At 44.6% G+C, this 23725-nt stretch carries 17 protein-coding genes; 8 read left to right on the forward strand and 9 right to left on the reverse strand.

Annotated features, from left to right (window positions below):
- Positions 1–30 precede the first annotated feature (30 nt).
- Positions 31–783 (reverse strand): TrmB family transcriptional regulator, encoded by a 753-nt coding sequence (locus AC6CIF_RS19565; RefSeq protein WP_036670754.1) that lies wholly within the window; start codon positions 781–783, stop codon positions 31–33.
- Positions 784–989: 206 nt separating this feature from the next.
- On the opposite strand from AC6CIF_RS19565, the gene AC6CIF_RS19570 reads away from it, so the two are divergent.
- The 4 genes from AC6CIF_RS19570 to AC6CIF_RS19585 all read left to right on the forward strand — a co-directional run bounded on the left by AC6CIF_RS19570 (position 990) and on the right by AC6CIF_RS19585 (position 3769).
- The gene (locus AC6CIF_RS19570) at positions 990–1118 is read left to right on the forward strand and encodes a DUF4023 family protein (protein ID WP_047842809.1); all 129 of its coding nucleotides are present in this window, start codon (positions 990–992) and stop codon (positions 1116–1118) included.
- A 95-nt stretch (positions 1119–1213) separates the two neighbouring features.
- Positions 1214–1474, forward strand: coding sequence for a hypothetical protein (locus AC6CIF_RS19575; protein WP_498201229.1), 261 nt, complete (start codon positions 1214–1216; stop codon positions 1472–1474).
- 248 nt (positions 1475–1722) lie between these two features.
- Positions 1723–2388 carry a potassium channel family protein gene (locus tag AC6CIF_RS19580; protein ID WP_498201230.1) on the forward strand — a complete coding sequence of 222 codons (666 nt, stop codon included), beginning with the start codon at positions 1723–1725 and terminating at the stop codon, positions 2386–2388.
- Positions 2372–3769, forward strand: a complete 1398-nt coding sequence (locus AC6CIF_RS19585; RefSeq protein ID WP_498201231.1) for a TrkH family potassium uptake protein — start codon at positions 2372–2374, stop codon at positions 3767–3769. The genes AC6CIF_RS19580 and AC6CIF_RS19585 overlap by 17 nt, the downstream gene beginning before the upstream one ends.
- A 138-nt stretch (positions 3770–3907) precedes the next feature.
- On the opposite strand, the gene AC6CIF_RS19590 is transcribed toward AC6CIF_RS19585, so the two are convergent.
- Entirely contained in the window at positions 3908–7645 is a 3738-nt protein-coding gene (locus AC6CIF_RS19590) for an alpha-L-arabinofuranosidase family protein (RefSeq protein WP_498201232.1), read from the reverse strand.
- 384 nt (positions 7646–8029) lie between these two features.
- On the opposite strand from AC6CIF_RS19590, the gene abnB reads away from it, so the two are divergent.
- Complete coding sequence (abnB, locus tag AC6CIF_RS19595; RefSeq protein ID WP_498201233.1) at positions 8030–10447, forward strand: arabinan endo-1,5-alpha-L-arabinosidase AbnB; 2418 nt, start codon at positions 8030–8032, stop codon at positions 10445–10447.
- 199 nt (positions 10448–10646) lie between these two features.
- On the opposite strand, the gene AC6CIF_RS19600 is transcribed toward abnB, so the two are convergent.
- Positions 10647–11201, reverse strand: coding sequence for a helix-turn-helix domain-containing protein (locus AC6CIF_RS19600; RefSeq protein WP_498201234.1), 555 nt, complete (start codon positions 11199–11201; stop codon positions 10647–10649).
- Between the two features lie 129 nt (positions 11202–11330).
- Between AC6CIF_RS19600 and AC6CIF_RS19605 the strand changes: the two genes are divergently transcribed.
- Positions 11331–11912 carry a LysE family transporter gene (locus tag AC6CIF_RS19605; RefSeq protein WP_076211777.1) on the forward strand — a complete coding sequence of 194 codons (582 nt, stop codon included), beginning with the start codon at positions 11331–11333 and terminating at the stop codon, positions 11910–11912.
- A gap of 51 nt (positions 11913–11963) precedes the next feature.
- Here the strand turns inward: AC6CIF_RS19605 and AC6CIF_RS19610 are convergent, their stop codons facing one another.
- A complete protein-coding gene (locus AC6CIF_RS19610) occupies positions 11964–12941 on the reverse strand; it encodes an MBL fold metallo-hydrolase (RefSeq protein ID WP_498201235.1) in 978 nt (325 codons plus the stop codon).
- 199 nt (positions 12942–13140) lie between these two features.
- Here AC6CIF_RS19610 and AC6CIF_RS19615 point away from each other — a divergent pair, with 199 nt between their 5' ends.
- Positions 13141–14118: an alpha/beta fold hydrolase gene (locus AC6CIF_RS19615; protein ID WP_498201236.1), complete on the forward strand. Its 978-nt coding sequence runs from the start codon at positions 13141–13143 to the stop codon at positions 14116–14118.
- An 87-nt stretch (positions 14119–14205) separates the two neighbouring features.
- On the opposite strand, the gene AC6CIF_RS19620 is transcribed toward AC6CIF_RS19615, so the two are convergent.
- The 3 genes from AC6CIF_RS19620 to AC6CIF_RS19630 all read right to left on the reverse strand — a co-directional run bounded on the left by AC6CIF_RS19620 (position 14206) and on the right by AC6CIF_RS19630 (position 17304).
- A complete protein-coding gene (locus tag AC6CIF_RS19620; RefSeq protein ID WP_498201237.1) occupies positions 14206–14853 on the reverse strand; it encodes a hypothetical protein in 648 nt (215 codons plus the stop codon).
- Positions 14854–15166: 313 nt separating this feature from the next.
- Positions 15167–16648, reverse strand: coding sequence for a DHA2 family efflux MFS transporter permease subunit (locus tag AC6CIF_RS19625; RefSeq protein ID WP_498201263.1), 1482 nt, complete (start codon positions 16646–16648; stop codon positions 15167–15169).
- A 68-nt stretch (positions 16649–16716) separates the two neighbouring features.
- Positions 16717–17304 (reverse strand): TetR/AcrR family transcriptional regulator, encoded by a 588-nt coding sequence (locus AC6CIF_RS19630; protein ID WP_221819514.1) that lies wholly within the window; start codon positions 17302–17304, stop codon positions 16717–16719.
- A 250-nt stretch (positions 17305–17554) separates the two neighbouring features.
- On the opposite strand from AC6CIF_RS19630, the gene AC6CIF_RS19635 reads away from it, so the two are divergent.
- The gene (locus AC6CIF_RS19635) at positions 17555–19006 is read left to right on the forward strand and encodes a right-handed parallel beta-helix repeat-containing protein (RefSeq protein WP_498201238.1); all 1452 of its coding nucleotides are present in this window, start codon (positions 17555–17557) and stop codon (positions 19004–19006) included.
- 206 nt (positions 19007–19212) lie between these two features.
- Here the strand turns inward: AC6CIF_RS19635 and AC6CIF_RS19640 are convergent, their stop codons facing one another.
- Positions 19213–22455, reverse strand: a complete 3243-nt coding sequence (locus AC6CIF_RS19640; protein ID WP_498201239.1) for a bifunctional cytochrome P450/NADPH--P450 reductase — start codon at positions 22453–22455, stop codon at positions 19213–19215.
- A gap of 298 nt (positions 22456–22753) precedes the next feature.
- Positions 22754–23683, reverse strand: a complete 930-nt coding sequence (locus tag AC6CIF_RS19645) for an NAD(P)/FAD-dependent oxidoreductase (protein ID WP_498201240.1) — start codon at positions 23681–23683, stop codon at positions 22754–22756.
- Positions 23684–23725 lie beyond the last annotated feature (42 nt).

A 23725-nucleotide genomic window follows, 5' to 3' on the forward strand; every position in this document is an offset into this window, starting at 1 on the left:
ACAAAAAAACTATCCTCCAAGAGAATAGTTTTAATAGATTAATCTGGTGAGCAGTTTCTCGATTTCAGCATCCTGTAACAGTTGGTCACCGTATTTTTTGGTAATTTGAGTAAGGGCAACATCATGGTAGAAATAATCGGTCATCGCTTTGACAATCGGTTTGGACATGGTCTTGATCGCTCGCCATGAATCGTGCTCCACACCGGCAAACAGCAGGTATGCATGATCCACAATAAGCAGCTGTGAAGGTTCTGGCGCATCAAGCAATGGAATCAACGAGTATATCCGGTTTAAGGATGTCTCCATTCCCCCAACGGCTAACACTTCAACGTACACGCCCTGCTTTTCCTTCTGCTCCAGCAGTTCACGATATTTCTCCATTCGCTCATTCCAGGCCAGAAAAAGAATCGATGAATCTGCTTCCTCAATAAGCTGTTCGATATTCGATGCGATGGATGACTCATCTTTTAATGTCCAGATATGTTCATCGGTAAATGTACGTTTGATTTTGTAACTCTTCAGTTCCTCAATATCTTTCTCAAAATCAGCCTTGATCTTATGAATAATAGACTGAAGATCCACAGCCATATATAGTTTTTTCTTCCCATCCATCGTGGTCAGCACCGTTCCCTTGTCGATCAGGCGATTAAGTACTTCATAGATTTTGGCTTTGGGAACGTTGGAGTAATTAACAATCGACGTGGCATCAAGCGGTTCATCCTGGGCAAATATAGCCTCGTATACCTGACTTTCATATTGTGTAAACCCGAATTTCTGCAACATGGTTTGGATAGGCGCATCCCTTCTTATTATGTCTGGTCTATCTAGTTTAGACGGCTACACTTCCCATGTCCAGTATGTCCCAACTAACCTAGGAATGTGGAATCCAAATTAAATTTAGCGATGTCCCCAAAATAAAATCACTTTCCAGTGGTTATATTAACAATCGGGAATACACATTTTGCTTGTGGAAGGAGCTGTAATTTTAAATGGAAAGCACTCAAGATTTTGTGAAGAAAGTTAACGAAAATGCCGAAAAAGCGCGTCACAATAAAAACAACGGCAAGGGAACGCCAGGGGACAAGTTGCCATCGAAACAACACTCTACGAATAAGTAGAGTCTATTTATTGAACAGCATGACTTCCGTCTAACACCCTTTCCTCCACTTTTCATCTACTATTAAGAACCTTTAATAGAAAAGAGATGATTAGTATGGCTCCTGTCAATGCTGTTCGACAACCGGATCTGGTGTTAATCTATTGGTCAAGAAATCCGCTTGTCCCTGGTTCTGCGCGCAGAATCCAAAGTGTACGTGTGATTGGCAACACAGCTCCGTGTACATTCACACTGGTTCCCGGCGCATTACTGATTAATGCATTAAACTGTTTGCTGGACAATGATATTCGATTCAAAGTGGTCTACCGCCAGAAAACGTCAGCAATCAGTGGAGTTCTGTTATTAAAACGCAGATAATCAGACCCCCAAAAATGGTGCCTCTCCTTATGGGAGCGCACCATTTTTCATTTTGGAATTAATTTGTTGCAATTCTATTCTTAAGCCATTAAAATGAACTCTTTTGGAGATATGCATAGACATAGACATTTTGGACAAAGGTTTGCTAACTACGGGATGAAACCTTGCAATCCTGTATACGTAATGTAATATTTACCTACTAAGATGTAGAGGAAACCATTATTTATTTTATGACAATGAGGGATATTATGAAAAAACAGTTTATGGTTCTTGGCCTTGGACGATTCGGTTCAAGCTTGACACACACACTCATTAAAAACGGGCATGAAGTGCTCGCTGTAGACAAGAGCGAAACTCTTGTTCAGGAAATCTCAACAATAGCTACCCATGCGGTGCAGGCAGATTGCACTGACAAATCAGTCCTTATCGAGCTTGGAGCAAGCAACTTTTCACACGCCATTGTTGCAATCGGCGAAGATCTGCAAGCAAGTATACTGACCACTCTGTTATTGAAAGAACTTAATGTACCCAAAGTAACAGCCAAAGCCAAAAATGATAACCATGGCAGTGTGCTTAGCAAGATTGGTGCTGATCAGATCGTTTATCCTGAACGTGACATGGCCACAAGGCTGGGGAATCAGCTTAGCTCAGACAACATCATTGATTCCATTGAATTGTCTTCAGATTACAATCTGGTCGAGATCAAAGCTCCCGAAAGTATGAATCAGAAGACGCTGTTAGAACTGAACGTTCGCGCAAACTACGGCTGTACCGTGATTGCCATCAAAACTGGAAATAGTCTTAATATATCTCCAATGGCAGAAGACAGAGTCCATTCAGGAGATATGCTCTTGTTAATTGGAAGTAATGAAAACATTCGGAATCTGGAGAGTGACTATGAACAAAAGAAATAAACGAACACCGGAAACTTCAGTTCTACATAACATTGAATTGATTGTAAACAAGCTGAAAAACAATATGAGCCCTCCTCAACTTATCATGATCATCTTCTTCGCTCTCATCTGGATCGGGGCCTTATTGCTTGCACTGCCGCTATCTTCTAGTACCGGGACATCCATCGGTTTACTTGATGCCTTGTTCACAGCAACCTCTGCTATATGTGTAAATGGGCTGATTGTCTTGGATACAGGGAGTGTCTTTTCAACATTCGGACAGGTCATTATCATGATTTTGATTCAGGTTGGTGGACTAGGGTTCATGACACTAGGTGTAATGGTAGCCATTATTCTGGGGAAACGGATTGGCTTGAAACAGAGGCTTCTTATTCAACAAGCCACCAATACCTCCTCAGCTCAAGGTCTGGTTAAGCTATCCATGTATATTGTACTTATAGCCTTTGCTTTTGAAGCGCTGGCTACAGTGGTTCTTACATTGCGCTGGCAGAGCGATTTGGGATGGGGACAAGCTTTCTATTACGCCATATTCCATTCCATCTCTGCCTTCAATAATGCGGGTTTCTCTCTTTGGAGTGATAGCCTTACCCCATTTGTTGGTGACCCGATTGTTAATCTTACGGTCATTACGCTCTTTATCATTGGCGGCTTGGGTTATATTGTGGTTGTGGATGTATTCCGCAAACGTTCATGGAGAAAGCTCTCCTTGCATTCAAAGATAGTATTAATCGGTAGTTTTTCTCTATACTTGTTCGGATTCATCACCATCTTCTTAATCGAGAGTTGGAATCCTGCTACGTTCGCTGATTTATCTTTCGGTGAACGTATATGGGCTTCTCTATTTCAGGGTACTGCTCCTCGAAGCTCCGGATTCAACACCATTGACATTGGAAGTATGTTAGCCACATCCCAATTTTTCATTATTATTCTAATGTTCATTGGGGCTTCTTCCGGCGGAACAGGTGGAGGAATTAAAATCAATACTTTTGTGGTTCTTGTTCTTGCGACCATTCAAACATTTCGAGGCGGCGGACAAATTCATGCTTTTGAGCGTAAAATTGCAGAAGAAACAGTGATGCGCGCACTCGCTGTTGTCTTAAGTGCCCTTGCCTTTGTACTTGGGATCTCCATTTTGTTATCCATATCCGAAGGCATTCTTGAAAATCATTTTCTGGATGTTCTGTTTGAAGCCACTTCGGCTTTTAGCACTACAGGACTATCGATGGGTCTGACAAGTGAGTTGAGTGTTGCGGGTAAAATTATAGTCTCTATTACGATGTTTGCAGGACGATTGGGACCACTAACTCTGGCTTTTGCATTGGCGCAGAAGAAACGTACATCCAAAATTGGTTACGCAGAGGATCATGTCCTCATTGGTTAACATACGGACTAAGGACATGTTAATCCTATTGAGGAACAGGTGATTGCTTTTTATTTCCCAACCAAGTTTCCTAGCAAAAGGCCCCCTTAAGCAAACGACAGATGTCTGCTTAAGGGGGCCTTTATTTATATATTTTGCTTACAGAAGATCCATAATAAGAACATTTACCGAATGAGCTGACAAACCAACGATCACTGATTCACCATTCAACTTGATCTCCTGTTCTTGGGGAACCACTTTCTCATCATTCTTCTGATTCACATTCGGCACATGCACCAAATGATCTTCTCCAGTAAGCGTGATCAGCCTGGCTGAAGTATCCACCTTCAGATCCTGAAGGCAAATCCGGGTTGATTTATCCACACCATCCGCATTGACCAGTTTCACATACACATGCCGTGCGTCTTTTGTAACAGAGTGGAACACTTCCCGGTTGTAAGCTTCCAGCTTGTAATCCAGAACCTTGCTGGTATTACGTCCGTCTGTATAGGAGCAGATCAGATTCTTTCCTGTATCCCCACCATAGTTAACCGTAATTGTATAATTAGTCCCATTCTCGAGTGGTTCGTAGTTGGCCGCTCTCAGGTTACCGGCTGCCGAACTGGATGAATAGTCTCCCAAGGTGTAACCCTCAATCCCTTGTTTATACACCTTCACCGCTGTGGCACTTCCCCCGTAACTGATTGCGTACTCAATGACATCCTTGTTCTCAGGTGAGATATCCGTCAGTCCCACGCCAATGTAAAAACCATCCTCACCTGAAATTCTTTCAGCCTCAACGTGAACTTGGTAGTTGGTCCATTCGTCATTTAGCAGATACAATCCATTTAATCCACTTGATTGTGCCTTCAAAATGAGTCCTTTCCCTTCGGTTAACGTATATCCTTCCGATCCAGGAATCTGTCTCCATGCGTCACTAGGCTCTGTACGTTCCCTGAAATCTTCATCAAACATCAAACTGCCATCCACATTGGACGTCACTGTAACTCGTTTCACCACGATGTCTGCATGACCTGTTGCAATCTCGATGCCTCCACGAGGAATGAGATTCAACGGTTTGCCTTTGCTATAGGTGGAGAATGAAGTCTCAAGCACCTGATCCCCTACATATTTTGCAAAAAGCTGCTGTACATAATAATTCGGTGTATACCATACTGTTTCATCATCAAACCAGATGCAGTCTGGCGTCCAGCGGTAAGTACCATCCGTTAGTACTTTGTTGAACAATGGCGCATAGGCAGCCAAACGAACAACGTCCGCGTTATTTTCAAATCCAGTCATGATCGCAGCTTCTGCGACCGCTCCTGCCAGCGTGTTTTTGTCCGTGGAAGCATATTCTCCCACAAATACTTTGGATGTTTCTTTCCAATCGATACTTCCGTCTTCAAGATAGGCCCGGTCATAGTAGTTGTACCGATCTACGTTATTCAGCAAATATTCATTGGAGCGGTAGTAGTGCTCATCTGCAATGGTGTCCATGTAATTGTCCTGATTCTCATACCAAGTTACGGTCTCCTCAATCACCTCAGTGCCATCTGCAAAAGCAACCTGAGCTGACCCGGTCAGATTCCCGCTGAGGAATTTCCATCCTTCCTGGTACGCATCATCATCCGCCTGAGCTCCAACCGTCGAGATAATGTGCAGCTCATGATCAGGATAGTTCTGTTTCATGTACTCATCTATTGAACGTTTGAATACTTCGAAGTTGGCAAAAAATTCAGTGCCCCAGTTCTCATTGCCTACGCCCAGATAACGAAGATCAAACGGTTCAGGATGTCCCATCTGGCTTCGTACAGCCGCCCATTCGTTGTGTTCAAAGTCTGTACTGAGCGCAAAGTCAATCAGATCTGTAAAGTTGCGGATATAATAATCCCTTAAAGCGCCACCCGCAGGGTGAGCATAATCCGAGCGTGCCTGACACAACACACCGCAAGCCATGACTGGAACTGGAGCGGCATTCAGATCTTCCGCCAGTTGGAAGTACTCCATATAACCAAGCCCCATCGTCATCATGTAACCCCAGACATTATAATTCTCTTTGCGGAGCTCAACCGGACCCACAGAATCCTTCCAGTCATATACGTTATCCCAGATAAAAGACCCCTCCGAGATACATCCTCCCGGAAAACGCAAGAACTTCGGATGCAGATCTGCGAGTGCCTGGATTAGATCTTTTCTCAATCGATAGTTCGGATTACCTGTGTAGTTGGCATGTGCTGTAGCCGATATGCCTTCTTCTGTCGGGTCAGCTCCCCATACATTCTGAGGGACCAAGGACACCATATCGATAGAGATGTCACCTGCAAACATAAGTGCCAGTTGACCAAGTACAGTCTCCGTTCCGGTCAGAGACACACCGTATTTCTTCCATGTGTTCCCACCTTCAACATGCAGCGTTACCGAATCACTGATGGATGTGTCACTTCCATCCTGCAATTGAACAGTGATCGTTCCTGCCGATTCTGCTTTTGCCCATACGGTAAAGTCATAGGATTCACCCTGATTGATGGACATGGCACAATGCTGGTTGGAGTCTGAGAATCCACGATTTCGAATCGTTGCCCCATCCTGAACCGTGACATAATAAGCATTTACTTCAGGATCTTCCACGTTAAAATGTGTATTCAATCCCTCCGTATGCTGTACGAGCATTTTCTCGGTATGACCTGACCAGGCAAACAAAGATTCACGATTTCGACCTGTCGAACAACCACATTCTCCAGAGTCATGCGAGTACGTATCAAATGCAAAAGATTCAAATGATCGATTCTGAACAAGCTCTGCATAGATTCCGCCATCTGCCGCGTTGTTAATATCCTCGTAAAAAAGCCCATACATGACTTCACTGATGTCAGCCACCTTCTGATCTCCATGGATGGTCACCGTATAAGGCGGGAGATGCGCTGGCACAACAGACACGTTAAAGCTTTGGCTTATCTTACGATCACCTCTGTTCAAAAGCGCACGGAGCGTAACCTCCTGTGCCGATGTGATTGCCTGAACCTCTCCGTTCTCAGACAGAACTTCTGGAGCACTGGAGCTCCATTCAACAGACACTTTACCACCCAGCAAGTCTGCAGGTAATGATACATCCTTGGTGATGATTCGGTTGGGGAAGGACAAGTACTTGTCCGCCGCAAGCTTCACAATCGCTTCATCGGTCAGTGACTCACACATCACTTCAATGACTTCATCCATGGTGAGCGCTGCCCCATAGATTCGGAAGTCGGATAACGAACCTGCAAAATCCACATCCGCTGCATACTGGGAACGTCCAATATAATTCTGGCTATAATTCTCAGGATCGGTGAAAGAATCAAACCATTCGCGCAATTTGGCATAATTGCCGCTCGACGTCTGACTGATCGAACCGTCTGCGGCCTTCTCCCCATTTACATACACAATTGGTCCCGCACTGCTCAAAGTCCCCCCTTGGCTGCCTGCCACGGAGAGTGCAATGTGCATCCATTCTCCACTTACAACTCCCCGGCTTGGGTGGACAACCAGATTATCACCAGCATATAACGTACCCAGAAGCTGACGTGTCAGAAATAAATACGGCCCCTTCTCCCCTTTGCCAAAGTCAAAAATGCGTTCCCACACATTAGACCCCTTGCCCAGAAACACCCAAGTGGCAATCGTAATTCCCGTGTTATCGCTTACATCACGAAGCAGATTCGAGGGTAATTGCAGATAAGAAGTTCCATTCGCTCCACCGTTGAAACTCACCGCCGTTCTGCCTTTTAACTCGGATATCACAGGTAGAATCTCACCTTTGGCTATACCATCATGTCCCTTACCGGAGCTGTCCTTCCCGATCTGAACGGTATCCTCGAACGTATATTGTGCGATTAATTGATTTTGATATGTGCCCATGTTCTTACCTCCTATGTAGTTGGGGATTGTCGGTTTGCGCTTTTAATTCGTATTAATATAAAATGATTGATAGATAGTTAAACACATTTCTTAAACGTAATAATATCGCATCATCGATCCCCATTTCAATCCTAATTTGAGAAAGACAACTGATTTATTTGAGTGTAATGAGCTTTATCGGCTCTTCCCGTCTCTCTTTATTTATTCATTTTAGTCTTCTAAACATTACATTTATGGTTTACAAACATATAAATCAATTGATAATATAACAAATGAAAGCGCTTGATATAATGAAATACTCAAAGGAGGTCTGCCGAACCTTTTATCGTGTGCTGCCAAGTATCAGTTGATTTTTCATTCCGGGGAATAGGAAAGGGGAAACGTATGAAACGTTATTGGGTTCGCGTACTTAACATTTCTGTATTAAGCACCACTTTACTTACTGCAACAACTTTGGCGCCGGTCTCCGTGTTCGCAAATGGTTCAGGGGCAACCGTGGGTAACTCGCAGACTTCCACCACACCTATCGCAACTCCTGCTCCATCATTCAAAAATGTTTCTGTGCATGACCCTTCCGTCATTAAGGTGGATGATACGTTTTATATTTTTGGTTCACACCTGCAAGTAGCTAAGTCCAAAGACTTTTTGAACTGGGATCTGGTCGCCTCCGGCGTTACGGATAACAACCCTGTTGTCCCCAATGTAACCCAGGAATTCGCTGAAGCGTTGGAGTGGGCGCAGACGGATACGTTATGGGCGGCAGATGTCATTCAGCTCGCGGACGGCAAATTTTATATGTACTACAATGCTTGTAAAGGGGACTCCCCGCGATCAGCGCTCGGCATTGCTGTCGCAGACAATATCGAAGGCCCTTATAAGGATCAAGGCATTCTGTTGAAATCCGGCATGTGGGATCAGATCAGTGAGGATGGTACCATTTACGATGCAACGATTCATCCCAATGTGGTTGATCCTGATGTCTTCTATGATAAAAACGGCAAGTTATGGATGGTGTATGGCTCGTATTCCGGAGGTATTTTCATTCTGGAGATGGACGCAACGACAGGCAAACCACTGCCAAATCAAGGTTATGGCAAAAAGCTGACCGGAGGCAATCATAGTCGTATTGAAGCCCCTTATATGCTCTACAGTCCAGAAACCGATTATTATTATCTGTACCTGTCTTACGGTGGACTAGGTGCTGATGGTGGATACAACATTCGTGTTGCTCGCTCCCAATCACCGGATGGGCCTTTCCTCGATGCGGAAGGAAACGATATGATCAACGTTAAAGCGGACAAGGATAAGCCGTTGTTTGATGATCGTTCTATTGAGCCTTTTGGAGTCAAATTGATGGGGAACTTCCTGTTCGAGAGACAGATCGGTGATCCGGGCACAGGCCTAGGTAGCGGCTATGTATCGCCAGGACATAACTCTGCTTATGTTGATCCGGAGACTGGCAAACAATTTCTCATCTTCCATACTCGCTTTCCGGGGCGTGGCGAAGAACATGAAGTTCGCGTACATGAGATGCATATGAATGCAGATGGTTGGCCCGTTGTTTCTCCGTATCGCTATGCGGCTTTGGGAGAAGATACCACGCCACTGACAACTCAGGATATCGCTGGTCAGTACCAATGGGTGAATCATGGTAAGGACATCACGGCGGACATCAAGTCCTCCCAGACCGTTCAGTTCACGGCAGATGGGCAGATTCATGGTGCCGTGACAGGAACATGGAGTCTTGGTGCAGACAACAAGGTTCAGATCACTTCGAATAACGTTGTGTACAAAGGCGTTTTCACACATGAATGGAACTCGGAATCTCAAAGTACGGTTCTGACCTTTAGCGCGCTCTCATCCTCCGGGATTGCCATCTGGGGAAGTCAAGGTGTTGAGCGGAGTGATCAGGACATTGTGGATGCGGTGAAAAAGGATCTGAGCATTGGTAATACGGATCACGTGTTCTTTAACCTATCTCTGCCTACAAAGGGAACAAGTGATGCAGAGATTACGTGGAAAAGCTCCAACACGTCGGCTCTATCCGCTACAGGTGTAGTGCAGCGACCACGCGCTGGTAAGGGCGATGCCAAAGTGAAATTAACCGCAACGATTCGTAAAGGGACTGCGGTAAGCTCCAAAACGTTTAACGTTATCATTCCACAGCAAGCGGTAAGCCCATTGCTTGGGGAGTATAGTTTTGATCACAAGAAACTTGGCAAAGTCGCACAGGATTCCAGTAAAAACGGATATCATGGTCAAGCCTTTAACGTGGTCAGCTCTACTACTGGTGGCAAAAATCAGGCTTCCACATTTAACGGAACCGACAGTTACATTCAGTTACCTGGACTCATTACAGATACAACGGATTTCACGTATAGCGCCTGGGTCAATTGGGACGGTGGCGGGTCCTGGCAGCGTATTTTCGACTTTGGAAATGGTTTGACGAGGCATATGTTCCTTACTCCCTCCCAGCATAATGGAGCGCTACAATTCACTATTCATAATGAGGGACGGGATCAGAGCCTGATTGCTGCAAATCCACTTCCTTCCAAAGAGTGGGTTCATGTGGCTGTAACCCTTCAGGGTGATGTGGGCACTCTATATGTGAATGGCGCATCTGTTGCAAGCAGCTCTGAGATCACCTTTAACCCGAAAGATCTGCAGGTAACGGAAGCTTATGTGGGCAAGAGTCGTTATACGTCTGATCCGTTCTACAAAGGCAGCTTGGATAATGTAAAAGTATATGATAAAGCTTTAACAGCCAAGGAAATCCAGCGTCAGGCCAAAGAAAAGCCATAAGTTAGAGTCCTATCATAGGCGTTGGACTCCATAGTGCACACATCAATAAAGCAGCCAATGTATTGAACTGAACCCTTTGTGAGACATGACTAACAAGGGAGTTGCAGTTCATTACATCAGGCTGCTTTATTGTCACTTCGAATAATGAATGCATCCATTCGTTCATCGTTCGTTACATTCACAGTTGGATCTTTGCATTTCACTTCGAATAATGAATAACCATGTTTAATCTGTTCGTCTTAGCACCGGGATTAATATAGGCATGGGGCCTGTCTGCTCGGAAACGTATCGACTCCCCTTGGTTCACCATATATTCTTCCGTCCCTACCCGAATCGTAACTTCCCCTTCAAAGACTGTAATAAATTCTTCCGTACCTTCGATATGCGGTTCAGCACTTAAAGAAGAATCCACATCCATCTCCATCATGTACATTTCAAAGCGGCGTCCTTCTTCAAAAGGAAAATGCGGATAAATCCGAACCTTTCCCTCATCCTCCATCAATACTTGGATTTCATCCCCCGTTACAACGGTCGTATCTGACTTCGGCTCGTGAATCAAAGCAGTGAAGGAAGTTTTCAGGCCATTAGCAATCTTCCATACGGTTGCAATGGATGGATTGGATTCACCACGTTCAATCTGACCAAGCATGGTCTTGCTAATACCAGACATTTCGGCGACCTTGTCCAGACTGAGTTTTCTTTGTTCCCTAAGCTGTTTCAGGTTCTGAGCAAGAATACTATTAATGTTTTTCAAAGTCCATCCTCCTCATTTTATAATTATGTTGTGCTACATAACGCACATGTTGTACAATAATAGAGACCGTACGCTATAACGTACATTTCAGGTCATTATATCATACAACTAAGAAAACGTGGAGGAACCATGAACATTATACCTTTAGTGACCTATGCAATCATCGCTTCATTTACACCTGGACCCAACAACATCATTTCCATGACGCATGCCAGAAATCAGGGTTTCCGCAAGACCCTTCCGTTTATTAGTGGAGTTGCAGCCGGCTGCCTGCTAATTATGTTTCTGTCCAGTTATTTCAACCTTATTCTTCATCAATATATTCCCAGGATCACACCCGTCTTAAACGTGTTAGGATGTGTGTATATGCTCTATCTGGCGCTCAAAATCATGCGAAGTAAACCTGCAGATGGGCAAGAAAACAAGGTCAATCATTATTCATTTCTATTTGGGTTCACCCTGCAATTCATCAATCCCAAAGTCATTCTGTATGGGCTTACTGCCATATCCGTGTTTGTTCTGCCTCTTGGGCAGTCCCATGTTCATTTAATTGTATTTTCCTTGCTGCTCACCTTCATCGGTATTAGTGCCAATATGACCTGGGCGTTTGGTGGCATGTTATTCCAGAGCTTTCTATTAAGATACGAGCGTCCTGTTAATATCGTCATGGGTATGTTGTTAATTTACAGTGCACTATCAATCCTGATGTAAAATGCAATAGAAAAAGCGTCCACTCATTCGATGAGCTGAACGCTTTTATTTTTATCCTAGTTCCGGTCTCCACCATGGATGTGTAGGATAATCCTCCGTATGAAGAACAACCTTCTCGCCGATTTTGGGAGTTGCAATCTTTACGTTCAAAGCATGTGCAGCCTTCGTAATCCGTTCAACCGGTTCATTCCAAGCATGATAGGCGAGCGTGAATGCGGCCCAATGAATCGGGATGAGCAACTTACCCCCTACATCCAAATGCGCTTGCACCGTTTCTTCCGGCATCATGTGAATGTTGGACCACCGCTCGTCATATTGCCCACATTCCATCAAGGTGAGGTCAAATGGACCGTATTTACTGCCAATTTCCTTGAAATGAGGACCATATCCGCTGTCCCCACTAAAGAACACCTTTGTATGTTGTCCAGCGATGACCCACGAACACCATAAGGTAGAATTACGGTCGAATAATCCTCTGCCCGAGAAATGGCGAGCTGGCGTGCAAGCCAATGTTAGACCTTTGAACGATAACTCATCCCACCAGTTGTGCTCGGTAATCTGTTCTGATGGCACACCCAGTTGAATCAGTCGACGACGGACGCCAAGCGGTACGATAAATCGCTTTGTTTTATCCTTCAATCTGCGAATGGAATCATAATCCAGATGATCATAATGGTCATGCGATATAATGATTGCATCCAGCGTTGGGAAATCTTCCGGTTGAATCGGTAGATTCGTGCTATAACGTTTGGTACCCACCCAGGATACGGGAGATGGACGATTGCCCAGCATCGGATCAAAGAGTAACCTATGCCCTTCAATTTCGAGTAAAAAAGCCGAATGTCCGAACCATGTAACCTGTGGATTATCGGATGCACTGAAGGCTTCAGCAGGTTCACATTTCTCCATAGGCATCGTGCCAGATGGCCTCCGCTCGACATTGCCACGCATGGAATCTCTCAATATACTGATCAGGGACTTGAAGTTCATGCCTGCCGATGTCGGGAGCTGATTTTCGTATTTTGTCATTATACATACCTTCTGTTCTATATAATCAATCTAGGTTCAATATTTGGATAAGAACTATTCATATCGTAGCTATATCTTAATTCATTGGCCGTTGATATACAATTTTCGGTTAATTAAGATAGAATTAAGTCTCTGTTTTCTCTCGTATAAGATTGGGCATATATGATAGAGAAAATACATGGAGAGTATGTGAGAGAACATGAAGAAATGGCGCAAAAGATTAGTTAAATTTTTGATATTCGACCTGGCGGTAATTCTGTTGCTTCTAGGTACTGGTGTGATTTACCAACAAGTGGGTTTAAGGCAGGATGCCAAAATACTCGTACCCCCTGGAAAACTGTACAACGTACATGGTGACAATATGCATCTATATACTGGAGGAGAAGGCGATGTAACGGTAGTGCTCGCCTCCGGCTGGGGGACCGCTAATCCCTATGTAGATTATTATCCATTATATGAAAAGCTTGCTCCCAACACAAAATTCGCTGTGTATGACCGATTTGGGTATGGATACAGCGATCAGACCGATAAGAAACGTGATGTCGAGACCGTAGCTGAAGAATTACACGAGTTGTTGCAGGTATCTGGACAGAAGCCACCTTATGTATTAGTTGGACATTCACTCGGCTCGCTGGAAACCATCCGTTTCGCACAAAAATACCCGGATCTCGTCAAGGGTATCGTCATGATTGATGGCGGAAGCCCCGAATATTATTCGAATGACGATGACACTTTGGCAGACACAATTGGTGGTTTTGCGAATAAATTACGTATCCAAACCGGACTATTCCGCCTCTCGATGCAATCTGACTTGGTTGTCGAAACCTCCAATGCCAATCGTAATGAACTGAAACTTGTACCCGATGATCTGAAAAAATTGGATACAACAGCGCTGTTGCACAACTATGGTAATGTGAACACGTTGGATGAATTACGTGAAATAGCTGCCAATGCCAAAGTGGTTGTAGATCACAAGCAAACCTTACCATTTCCACTCACCATACTGACGGCTGATTACCTTGGTGCAAGTGAACCCGAATGGGATAAATCCCAATTAGAATTCAAATCTTGGTCAGATGAATCTAAACAGGTAACCATTAAAGATACCGATCACTACATCCATCAATATCGCCCTGACCTCGTTGCGGATGAGATATTGGCCCTGGTGAAGAAGTAACGTACACCCTGCTAAAGTAAGGCTATGTTATATCATGAAAGAAACCCCAAAGATTCTCTAATATCTTTGGGGTTTTAAGCATGAGATTTATTGCGCTATCGCCAGTCTTGGCCGTTGGGACCTGAAATCGCTGAAAGCTTGTTTGATCTCTAATGAAGTCAACTGGTGACGATAAAAGTACTGTTCCATCGCCTCCATTTCGGTTCGATCGCCATTGTAGATGTTATCAATTCTTCGAATGATCTGGTTATATAAGCTCTCACGTCTGGAGTTCACAGGCTCACACAACCAAAAGTTCGTTCTCTTCACTTCACCTGTCTTGGTCCAGAGCAAATTCTCATATCGGATGACATCCCAGTCCCAATATCCAGCATGAATCTGCTGAAGTTCCGTCGTAAACATATCGTATATCAAGTTGGGAGGAATGTGTCCATATGTCACACGGTACTCTTTCAGTTTGAATGCTTCAATCCACTCTGTCAGGGTGTACTCACCTGGTGAATACGCATACAATTTGGGTGCATAAGGATTACTCTGCAATGCCCTAAGTGCCTCACTTTCCATCTCCCCATCCAATCTTGCACGTGAAGCATATACCTTGAGACAATAGTCTTGCAATCTATATACAACCGAGCGATTACTGATAAGCGAAGCCTGTAGAGTGAGATGGCCGTTTTTTTCGTAGTGCAACAGCATCTTTTCAATGTTATCGCCAATGGGATTAATGATGATCATAATGATGTCTCCTTGATTAAAAATAAAATATAAACCGTTTTCGAATTGATTAAAAATTGTACTAATACATTCTATATTACCCTTTTATATTAGTATGAACATATACAATTTTGCCGGAACATGAAGTATTTGCTCTGAAATTCATTCTTTAAATCGCCGTATTCCGTCTACATTGTTACTCTAATGGCTGTAACCCGTTTCACGTCAACACCAAAAAAGATAGAATAAATTTTACGCAAAAAAGCGATGCGTCCTTAGAGTTAAGGGTCACATCGCTCTTATACAATATCAATTATTCATGTTAGTTAATGGATTAATGCATAGGACCTTGTTTTCCAGCTTGAGCTCCAACTTTGACCCGTTTCACAAAGAGTGAAGCAATCAGACCGATAATCGACAGCACTAATGCGAATACAAACGCATTCTGTACACCTGACGTGAAACCTGCCAGTTGATTCTCAGGACTTTCCGGGTTCGCCACTCCGCTCAAAAAGCGGGATTGTCCTGCGCTCAGTATACTTACCGCAACAGCCGTACCGATCGCTCCGGATACCTGTTGCAACGTATTCATGATGGCAGTACCGTGAGGATAATACTCACGTGGCAATTGGTTCAGACCATTCGTCTGTGCAGGCATCATAATCATCGAGATTCCAACCATCATGAACACATGCAGCGTAATAATTTTGGCCAGTGTCGTTGTTGGTGTAATTCCAGTGTACATGAAGAGTACAACCGTTACGATAGCCAGACCAATAATCACAAGCCACTTCGGACCGAACTTGTCAAACAGTCGGCCCATGACCGGAGACAGTAAACCATTCAGCAAACTGCCCGGCAATAGAACCAGTCCGGCAGTTAACGCTGTAACGGCCATACCTTGTTGCAGATACATTGGCAGGATCAGCATGGATGACAGCATCATCATCATACAGATGAATATCAGGATCAAGCCAATCGTAAACATCGGATATTTGAACGCTCGCAGATCCATCATTGGCTGTTTCATTCTCAACTGACGGATACTGAATAACAGTAAGGACAACACACCAATAACGAGAGTGGCAACAACGACCGGACTCGTCCAGCCTCCGCCAGTTTCCCCGTGTCCCCCTGCACTACTGAAGCCGTATACGATACCACCAAAACCAAGGGTAGAAAGGATAATGGACAGTATGTCAATTTTGGGCTTGGTCAATTTCGAAATATTCGGCAAGAACAACAAGCCGCATACCAGTGAGATCAGGAAGAACGGCAAGGAGATCCAGAAGATCCAATGCCAGCTCAGATTAGCCAGGATCAGACCGGAGATACTCGGACCACTTGCTGGCGCAAACATGATAACCAAACCGATCAATCCCATGGCCGCTCCACGTTTTTCAATCGGGAAAATAACCAATATGGTGTTAAACATCAGTGGCAACAATAGCGCTGTACCTATTGCCTGTAGTACCCGTGCCACCAATAGAATTTCGAAACTAGGTGCAAGTGCAGCAACAAATGTTCCTGCAATCGAGAAAATCAAAGATGTTGTAAACAGCTGTCTTGTGGTAAACCACTGCAACAGCATACCGGATACCGGTACCAGGATTCCCAACACAAGCAAGTAACCTGTAGTTAACCATTGAATCGTTGTAGGACCTACTTCCAGTAGAGCCATAAGTGGCGTCAATGCCACGTTTAATGCCGTTTCTCCAAACAGACCAATAAAGCCGCTCAGCAGCATCGCGAACAAAATCGGAAATACCTTGTATTGCTTTGTTTCTTGTTGATTCTGTGCAGAATCAGCCTTCATGGAAACCTCCACGATCCCATCCTCCTCAAACGTATCGAACTTTCTTTTTCTCTGTCTCTTGGTATAAATTATTGAACCTGTTTGGCGTTCTTCGTCACAACCGACAAATAATCAGCAGCCGTCAGCAGTGGCTGTTTATCCTGATTCGTCAGGCTGATAATCAGTGCTCCCTCCATCAATGAAATGATCAGAAGTGCCGTCTCCCGCGCCTTCTCTTCACCAACACCATCCAGAATCAGATGTTTCTTAATGACATCCTGCCAATCTGCAAATACACCCTGACATGCAATACGCAACTGCTGACTAATACACGATGTCTCCACCGCTGCCCAGAAGCTGAATGGCAGAAATCCGGTAAACCCGGCTGCTTCTGTTTCATGAGCCAAATCATGAATAAATCTCTGAATGGCGTCCCCCGTATTGTCATGGGCTGCAAATGTTTTCTCAAATGTCAGCAGGATATGTTCATTGGCTTTTTGAATACACTCGTGCGCGAGCTCTTCCTTGCCTTGCGGGAAATAATGATACAACGACCCTTTCGGCGTACTACTCTCTTTGATGATCTGATTCAGACCGGTCGCATGATATCCTTGTGAAAAAAACAGTCTCGCTGCTGTGCTGACAATAGACTCTCTAGCATTAGACTTTTCACTCAACGAAAGCCACTTCCTTCAAATAATTATAACAATCGGTCTATATAATTAAACCCGCTCAGATCGGCACTGTCAATCATTTTTATTTCAAATTTATTTGAAAGCATTTTCATATCAGAGTCATCATATCATCCTCTTTTTTAATTATTACCTTTTATACATTTGATTCTGAGAAAGTAGGGAACTTTTCCCTGTCTTCGAATAAACATACATCAGTGTGAGGCACACTTAATTTCGATTTTTGAGAAAAGGAGTGAGAAACTTCGCAATCCTGCTAACTGGCCCCATTGATAATAGCCTCGTAAATGGGGTAAGGCCAACTCAGATCGTTTCCATTAAAGTTGAAAATCAGAGTGCCGTGAACGCCGCAACTATACTCATTCAAGGATATTCATTAATTACAACCAGAGCTTTATACGTAAGTGAGCAATTCACAATCTTACCCGGTGCAGTAGCTACACGAACTTATTTTGCCGATCTTAACAGCTTCGAATACGTTATTACAGTTACAGGAGCAACTCCTGAGGACATTTTGGCTTCTTTTTGGGGGAAAAACAGTACCGGCTCTTTGGTTGCTGCTCACCGACTCGTTTATTCCGAATTATTTGGCAGCGAGAATTTTAATGGAGCTACGGGGACGACAGGTAGCACTGGCTCCACAGGTGCCACAGGATTCACCGGGGCTACGGGAACAACAGGCGCTACCGGAATTACAGGGGCGACGGGTGACACTGGCGCGACAGGTCCTACCGGGGCTACAGGCATTACCGGCTCCACTGGACTTACCGGAGTCACAGGCGCGACAGGAACCACAGGTGCCACGGGTGACACAGGACCATCTGGCGGTCCAGAGGGCGCTACCGGAGCTACAGGTGCGACAGGGGCTACGGGCGATACAGGCGCCACTGGAGCAACTGGCCTCGCTGGAGCAACTGGAGCGACAGGTGTTACTGGCACCACGGGGGCAACCGGGGCAACCGGGGCCACGGGCACAGTCCAGCCCAATCCCTTTGATGTATATGTTTTGCAAGGCGCAGTTGGCGGCGACGGAACACAGGCCAGTCCTTTTGGAACGATTCAACAAGGTGTAACCGCGGTATCTCCAACAGGAACCGTTCATATTCTTGGTGGCACATACCCAATCACTGCAAACATTACCATTAATAAAGCAGGAATAACTCTAAAAGGCTATCCTAGTACAATCATCCTGTTACAAGCTGCTGTTATCCCTTTCACCATCATTGGAAGCGGAGTAACTGTAGACGGATTAACGATCACGAGTGATAACCCTTATGCTGTTGAATTTATTCAATTAGGCGGAACCAATCATACCGTAATAAATAATACGATATTCGGTCCTCCTCAAGCTGGCCCTTCTTCAGGTTGGGTTGTCAATCGAGGTCTCGTGACCCAGATCGGTAATATGACCGGCTTGCTTGTACAAAATAATATTTTTTATTCCCTACGTCAGCCAGCCTACTTTAACCCTAATACAACTGGGGAAGTTATTAGCAATGTTGTTTATAATACGAGAGGATTTGTTAATGACCAGGCTGTTATGGTCTTCTCTGGAAATTCATGGGGTAGCCCGGTCAATGCGGTGGATATTGCACTGCTCGTAGGTACAATAACAGGGCCGCCTTTCGATCCGATTTCCGCCCTGAGCGCCAACAACAGTACAGCAACGATTCAGGATTCCAGATAAGAATCATTACTCGTTCTTACAAAACGCCTAATCAAAACAGCCGCCGATTTGGATGTGAAACTCCAGATCTAACGGCTGTTTTTGGATGATTAGTATTATTTCATTATTAATTAATAGGTTACATAACCTCCGTAGATCACGGTCCATGTATTACCTGTCTGACCATCAACTGATTGAAGTTGAAACTACTCTTTCATTTTTAAGTTTTAATAGATAAGTTGAGAGGATTCAACCGTTCGTTTATTACCTGCCCACACGTCTTGCACGTAGCGTCCTTCGGCCTGAAGCTGAATGAGCCAGTCTTTCGCTTGCTGCATCGTTGCTCCCTGTACCTCCTGATATGCTTGTTGTAAAGTCTCTTCTACCGCAGGAGCCATCTGGCTTCCATCCCCGCATACGTAGAGTTTTCCTTTGTTCATCAGCATGTGAATCAACTGCTCGGAATCCTCCTTCATCAGATGCTGTACATACGTTTTGGGCTTGCCATCCGCACGAGAAAAAGCAGTGTGTAGCTTAATGATCCCTTCCCTTTCGTATTGCTCAAGCTCCTGACGATATATGAAATCTGATTCATTCCTGCACCCAAAGAACAGATGCGCCTCACTCAGTGGCAAACCTCTCTGTTTCATGACAGCTCTTGCCTGGAGGAAACCTCTGAACGGTGCAACCCCCGTCCCTGGTCCCACCATGATCATCGGAACATCAACCTCTTCCGACAGATGAAATTCGGATTCAGATGTACGCACAAACATCAGAATATCTTCTCCGGATTGACAACCGGCGAGGTACGATGAAGCAACTCCCTGGTATTCGCCTTTGCCACTCCATGCAGGTTCTCTTACTACCGACACAGTTATGCTCGCTTGCTCGGAATTCAGGCTTGGCGAGCTGGATATTGAATAATATCTGGGCTTGAGCGGCGGCAATAGTTCAAGGAACCTTTCGAAAGGCAGCTCACACGCCTCATACCTCTCTAGCAGGTCCAACATGGTGATTCGATTGGCAAGAATATAATCCCTGTAGCTGTTTTCGTCCAACATGCCTTCCAGTTCACGCTTATGAGGTGGACATACCGTATGATTAGTTAACTCCTGCAATTGTGTTCTGGTAACAGGTGTCTGCAATTCCACACAGTGAGTGAGCAACTCATGAATCTTGACGGGTCTGTTCAGTGGTAGGTGTGTAAGATGGTTGACGTCCGAAGTTAATTGGATCGGAGTATCCCCACTTAGTCCGAACCGACTGAGTATCCGATCCACATTCTGCTTCTGATTGCCAGGTAACACGCCGAGATGGTCACCTTCTCTATAACTCATGCCTTCAGGCAGTAACACTTCGATGTGACGCGTGCTTCTTCCACTTCCCAGCGCCTGAAGCTCTTTATTGACTACAACCGTGGCATAGTTGGCATCATAAGTCCGTGCAAGTGGCATATCCGTTTTCTCGCGGACAAACTCCATTTGAAGTCTGCTGGCGCTTGGCTTGGAGGATTTGATTGCTTCCTCGCTAATCCCCAAGACACTCAACACCTGAGGCCACAACATATGCTGCCACGCCTCGACTTGTTTCTCCATATCACCTCCGGCATCGGCTTCACCGCGGGATAACAGTCTTTTACCTCCCCATTCTTCAAGCTTCTCATCTATCCATCGAGGAATACTCTGGTACGTCCCGGACCAACTCCGATCTCCACAACCCAGAACGGCATAGTTTACATCCTTTGCTTCCCTTGACTGCGCTCCCTTCAACCAATCTACAAATGCCGTAGCATTTTGCGGAGGTTTACCGTTATACGAAGCTGTGACGATGAGAACGACACCCTGACGGGGTATGAGGCCAACCCACTCATTCAGAGTGGCTGCTTCACTTGGGATTCCATACGAAAGACCTTTCTCCACAAGCTCTCTCGCAATGCCTTCTGCCGTTCCCAGATTGGAACCATATAACACCAGGAGCGAAGGCTTACCATCCGCATCAACGGCCAGGAGTTCTCCCCTCTGGCTGTCACTTATTATATTTTTATGAACAACAGGAGCAGGTTTCTCTTCCACAGATCTGGCAGACTTATTCATCTTTTGTGACACTTCGCGCGCTTTCACTTGAATCCGGAAGTCCCCCGGTTTCAACGTTAGTGTCTGTTTAACATCCAACTCATAGTTGCTATAATCGATCAGTTCAAAATGTTTAAGGACCATGCCAAGCACAAGTGTTGCTTCATATAAAGCAAACTGCATGCCAATACATGCTCTCTCCCCATTACCAAAAGGTTTATACGCTTGATGAGGCACTTTCGCCGTATCTTCAAATCGCTCTGGACGGAAAAGTTCCGCATCCTCTCCCCATGCCTCTCTGTCACGGTGTAGCTGAGGCAGAAGAATACTGCAACTTTCCCCTTTCTTTAAGGGATATTTGCCACCAATGACGGTGTCTTCTTTGGCATATACATCAAATCCCGGAGCGGTTGGCCATAGACGAAGCGATTCACTGAGAATCATGCGAATATAGGAAAGCTGAAGAACTTCCTCGTACTGTGGTGAGTCACTGACCAATATCTGATCCACCTCGTCATACGCCTTTTGAAGCGATTCCGGATTTTTCAGTAGAAAGTAAAGAGCAAAAGATAACAGACCACTCGTGGTTTCATGTCCGGCAATGAGAAACGTAATAATCTGATACCGTATGTTCTCATCATCCAGCATTTCGCCAGTCTCCGGATCTTTGCCATTCAACATACGTGCGAGCAAGTCGACCTCTTCGGGTGCTGAACTCGCTTTACGTTCCTCTATAATCTGATCTACCAGAGAGAACATCGTCTGAATATCCTCTTGGAACTGTCGTTTGGTTTTCACCATAAGCAGATTCTGAATTTTCAAACGTGAACTCTTCTGCATAGCTTCATTTAATGCCCGAACCATGCTTTCAATAAAAGGACTGTGGTCCTGTCTGTAAAAACTGTTAAACCGATAATTGAATCCACATAGTCCAATGGTATCCAACGTAAGGCGTGTCATATCGTCCGCAACATCAATCGTATCGTTGGAATTGAGGCGTGCCCACTTATTGATCAACTGTTCGGCAATATCCACCATCATCGGATGATAACCTTTCATGGCCTGTTTGCTGAAGGTGGGAAGCAGAATGTTATGGGCCTTTTTCCAATTGGGCTCCGATGTTCTGCTTGTAAATAAACCATCGCCTCCAAAGGCACGTACATTATCGAGTTCAGTGTATACATATTTGTCAAAACGGGACACATCGCACAACTCAGCCACAAGATCTGGCCCAGATACGATTAAACCGGAATAACCGGGAACCGTAAGTCGATATATTGGTCCATGCTGTTCAGCCAGCACACCTAGCGACAACGTTGGTTTATCTTTATCAATCAAAGGCAGATTGCCAAGTGGTCCATACATTTTGGGCTGTGGAATGTAAGCTGCATCACTCATGATGATCACCTCTTATCTGTACGCCGTGAAGCAAGGTATTCGTTAGCCACATGATTGCTGTTCTGCTTTCATTCATAAGTGATCTCTCCTTTGATGATTTTATAAATGATAGTAATATGTATCATTTGATAATACAATAAACCATAATTGATTTAATATCAAATTTTCTTCCGGCTGAATAACTTTCAATTGAACCGGTCAACGTTTAAGTTGAATAACAGCAAATAGAGGATTGCATATGCAATCCCCTACTGTCTGAAGCAATGACGCTATGATTCTATGAAAATTTTAATTTATTCTAATGATGACTTGGCCCATCCCAGTTCTCGAAATTCAATTCATTATTAATGCTTACCGCAGACAATGCCCCCAGAGACGCAGCCGTGATTGCCTGATATATCTCGGATGCTGCATCACCAGCACTGTATACACCCGCTACGGATGTTTTGCCTGAAGCATCAACGATAACCGTTCCTGATTCTGTAATTTCACAACCGATGGCCTTTGGCAGTTCTGATCCGGTAAACAGTTTCGGTTGGAAGAAAACTCCTGTGCAAGGAATCGTAGTACCGTCATTTAGTACAACTTGCTGTACCATCCCTTCTTCAGAGTCAATGGATTGAATCGGTGCATCGAATACAGTAACATGATGCTGCTTCAGCTCTTCACGGTGCTCATCGGTTAAGGAATCTGATCCATTCGTACAGATCGTATAACGTTCTGTCCAGCCGGATATGACTTTTGCCATATGTAATGCGTTAACTCCACTAACGATGATGACCAGAGATTGCTCTCTTAACTCCCATCCATCACAATATGGACACACAAACGCACTTTTACCGTAAACTTCTGTTAATCCGTTAATATTCAAGGGAAGGTCTTTTTTACCTACCGCAAACAAAATCTTTTTCGTGTGATAGCTTACCCCCTGATTAGTTTTAACTACAAAATCACCATCGCTACCTGTTATCGCTGTTGCTGTATCGGATGCAAATTGAACTGAAGGATACGCTGCAATCTGTTCTTTGGCAGCTTTCCGGAATTCACGTGGACTTGCCCCATCTCTTGTCACAAACCCATGAGTCTCCCTTGTAACCCAGTTACGTGGTGTCTCATCATCAATGACCACAACGTTCTTGCGGGCCCTGCCAAGTACTAGAGCTGCATTAAGCCCCGCTGGTCCTCCACCAATAATAAGTACATCCAAGAGTTGATCCATATTACTCATATTATTCACCCTTTCCAGACATTTAATATCTCTAATTGAGTT

Source organism: Paenibacillus sp. GQ49 (assembly GCF_059759055.1).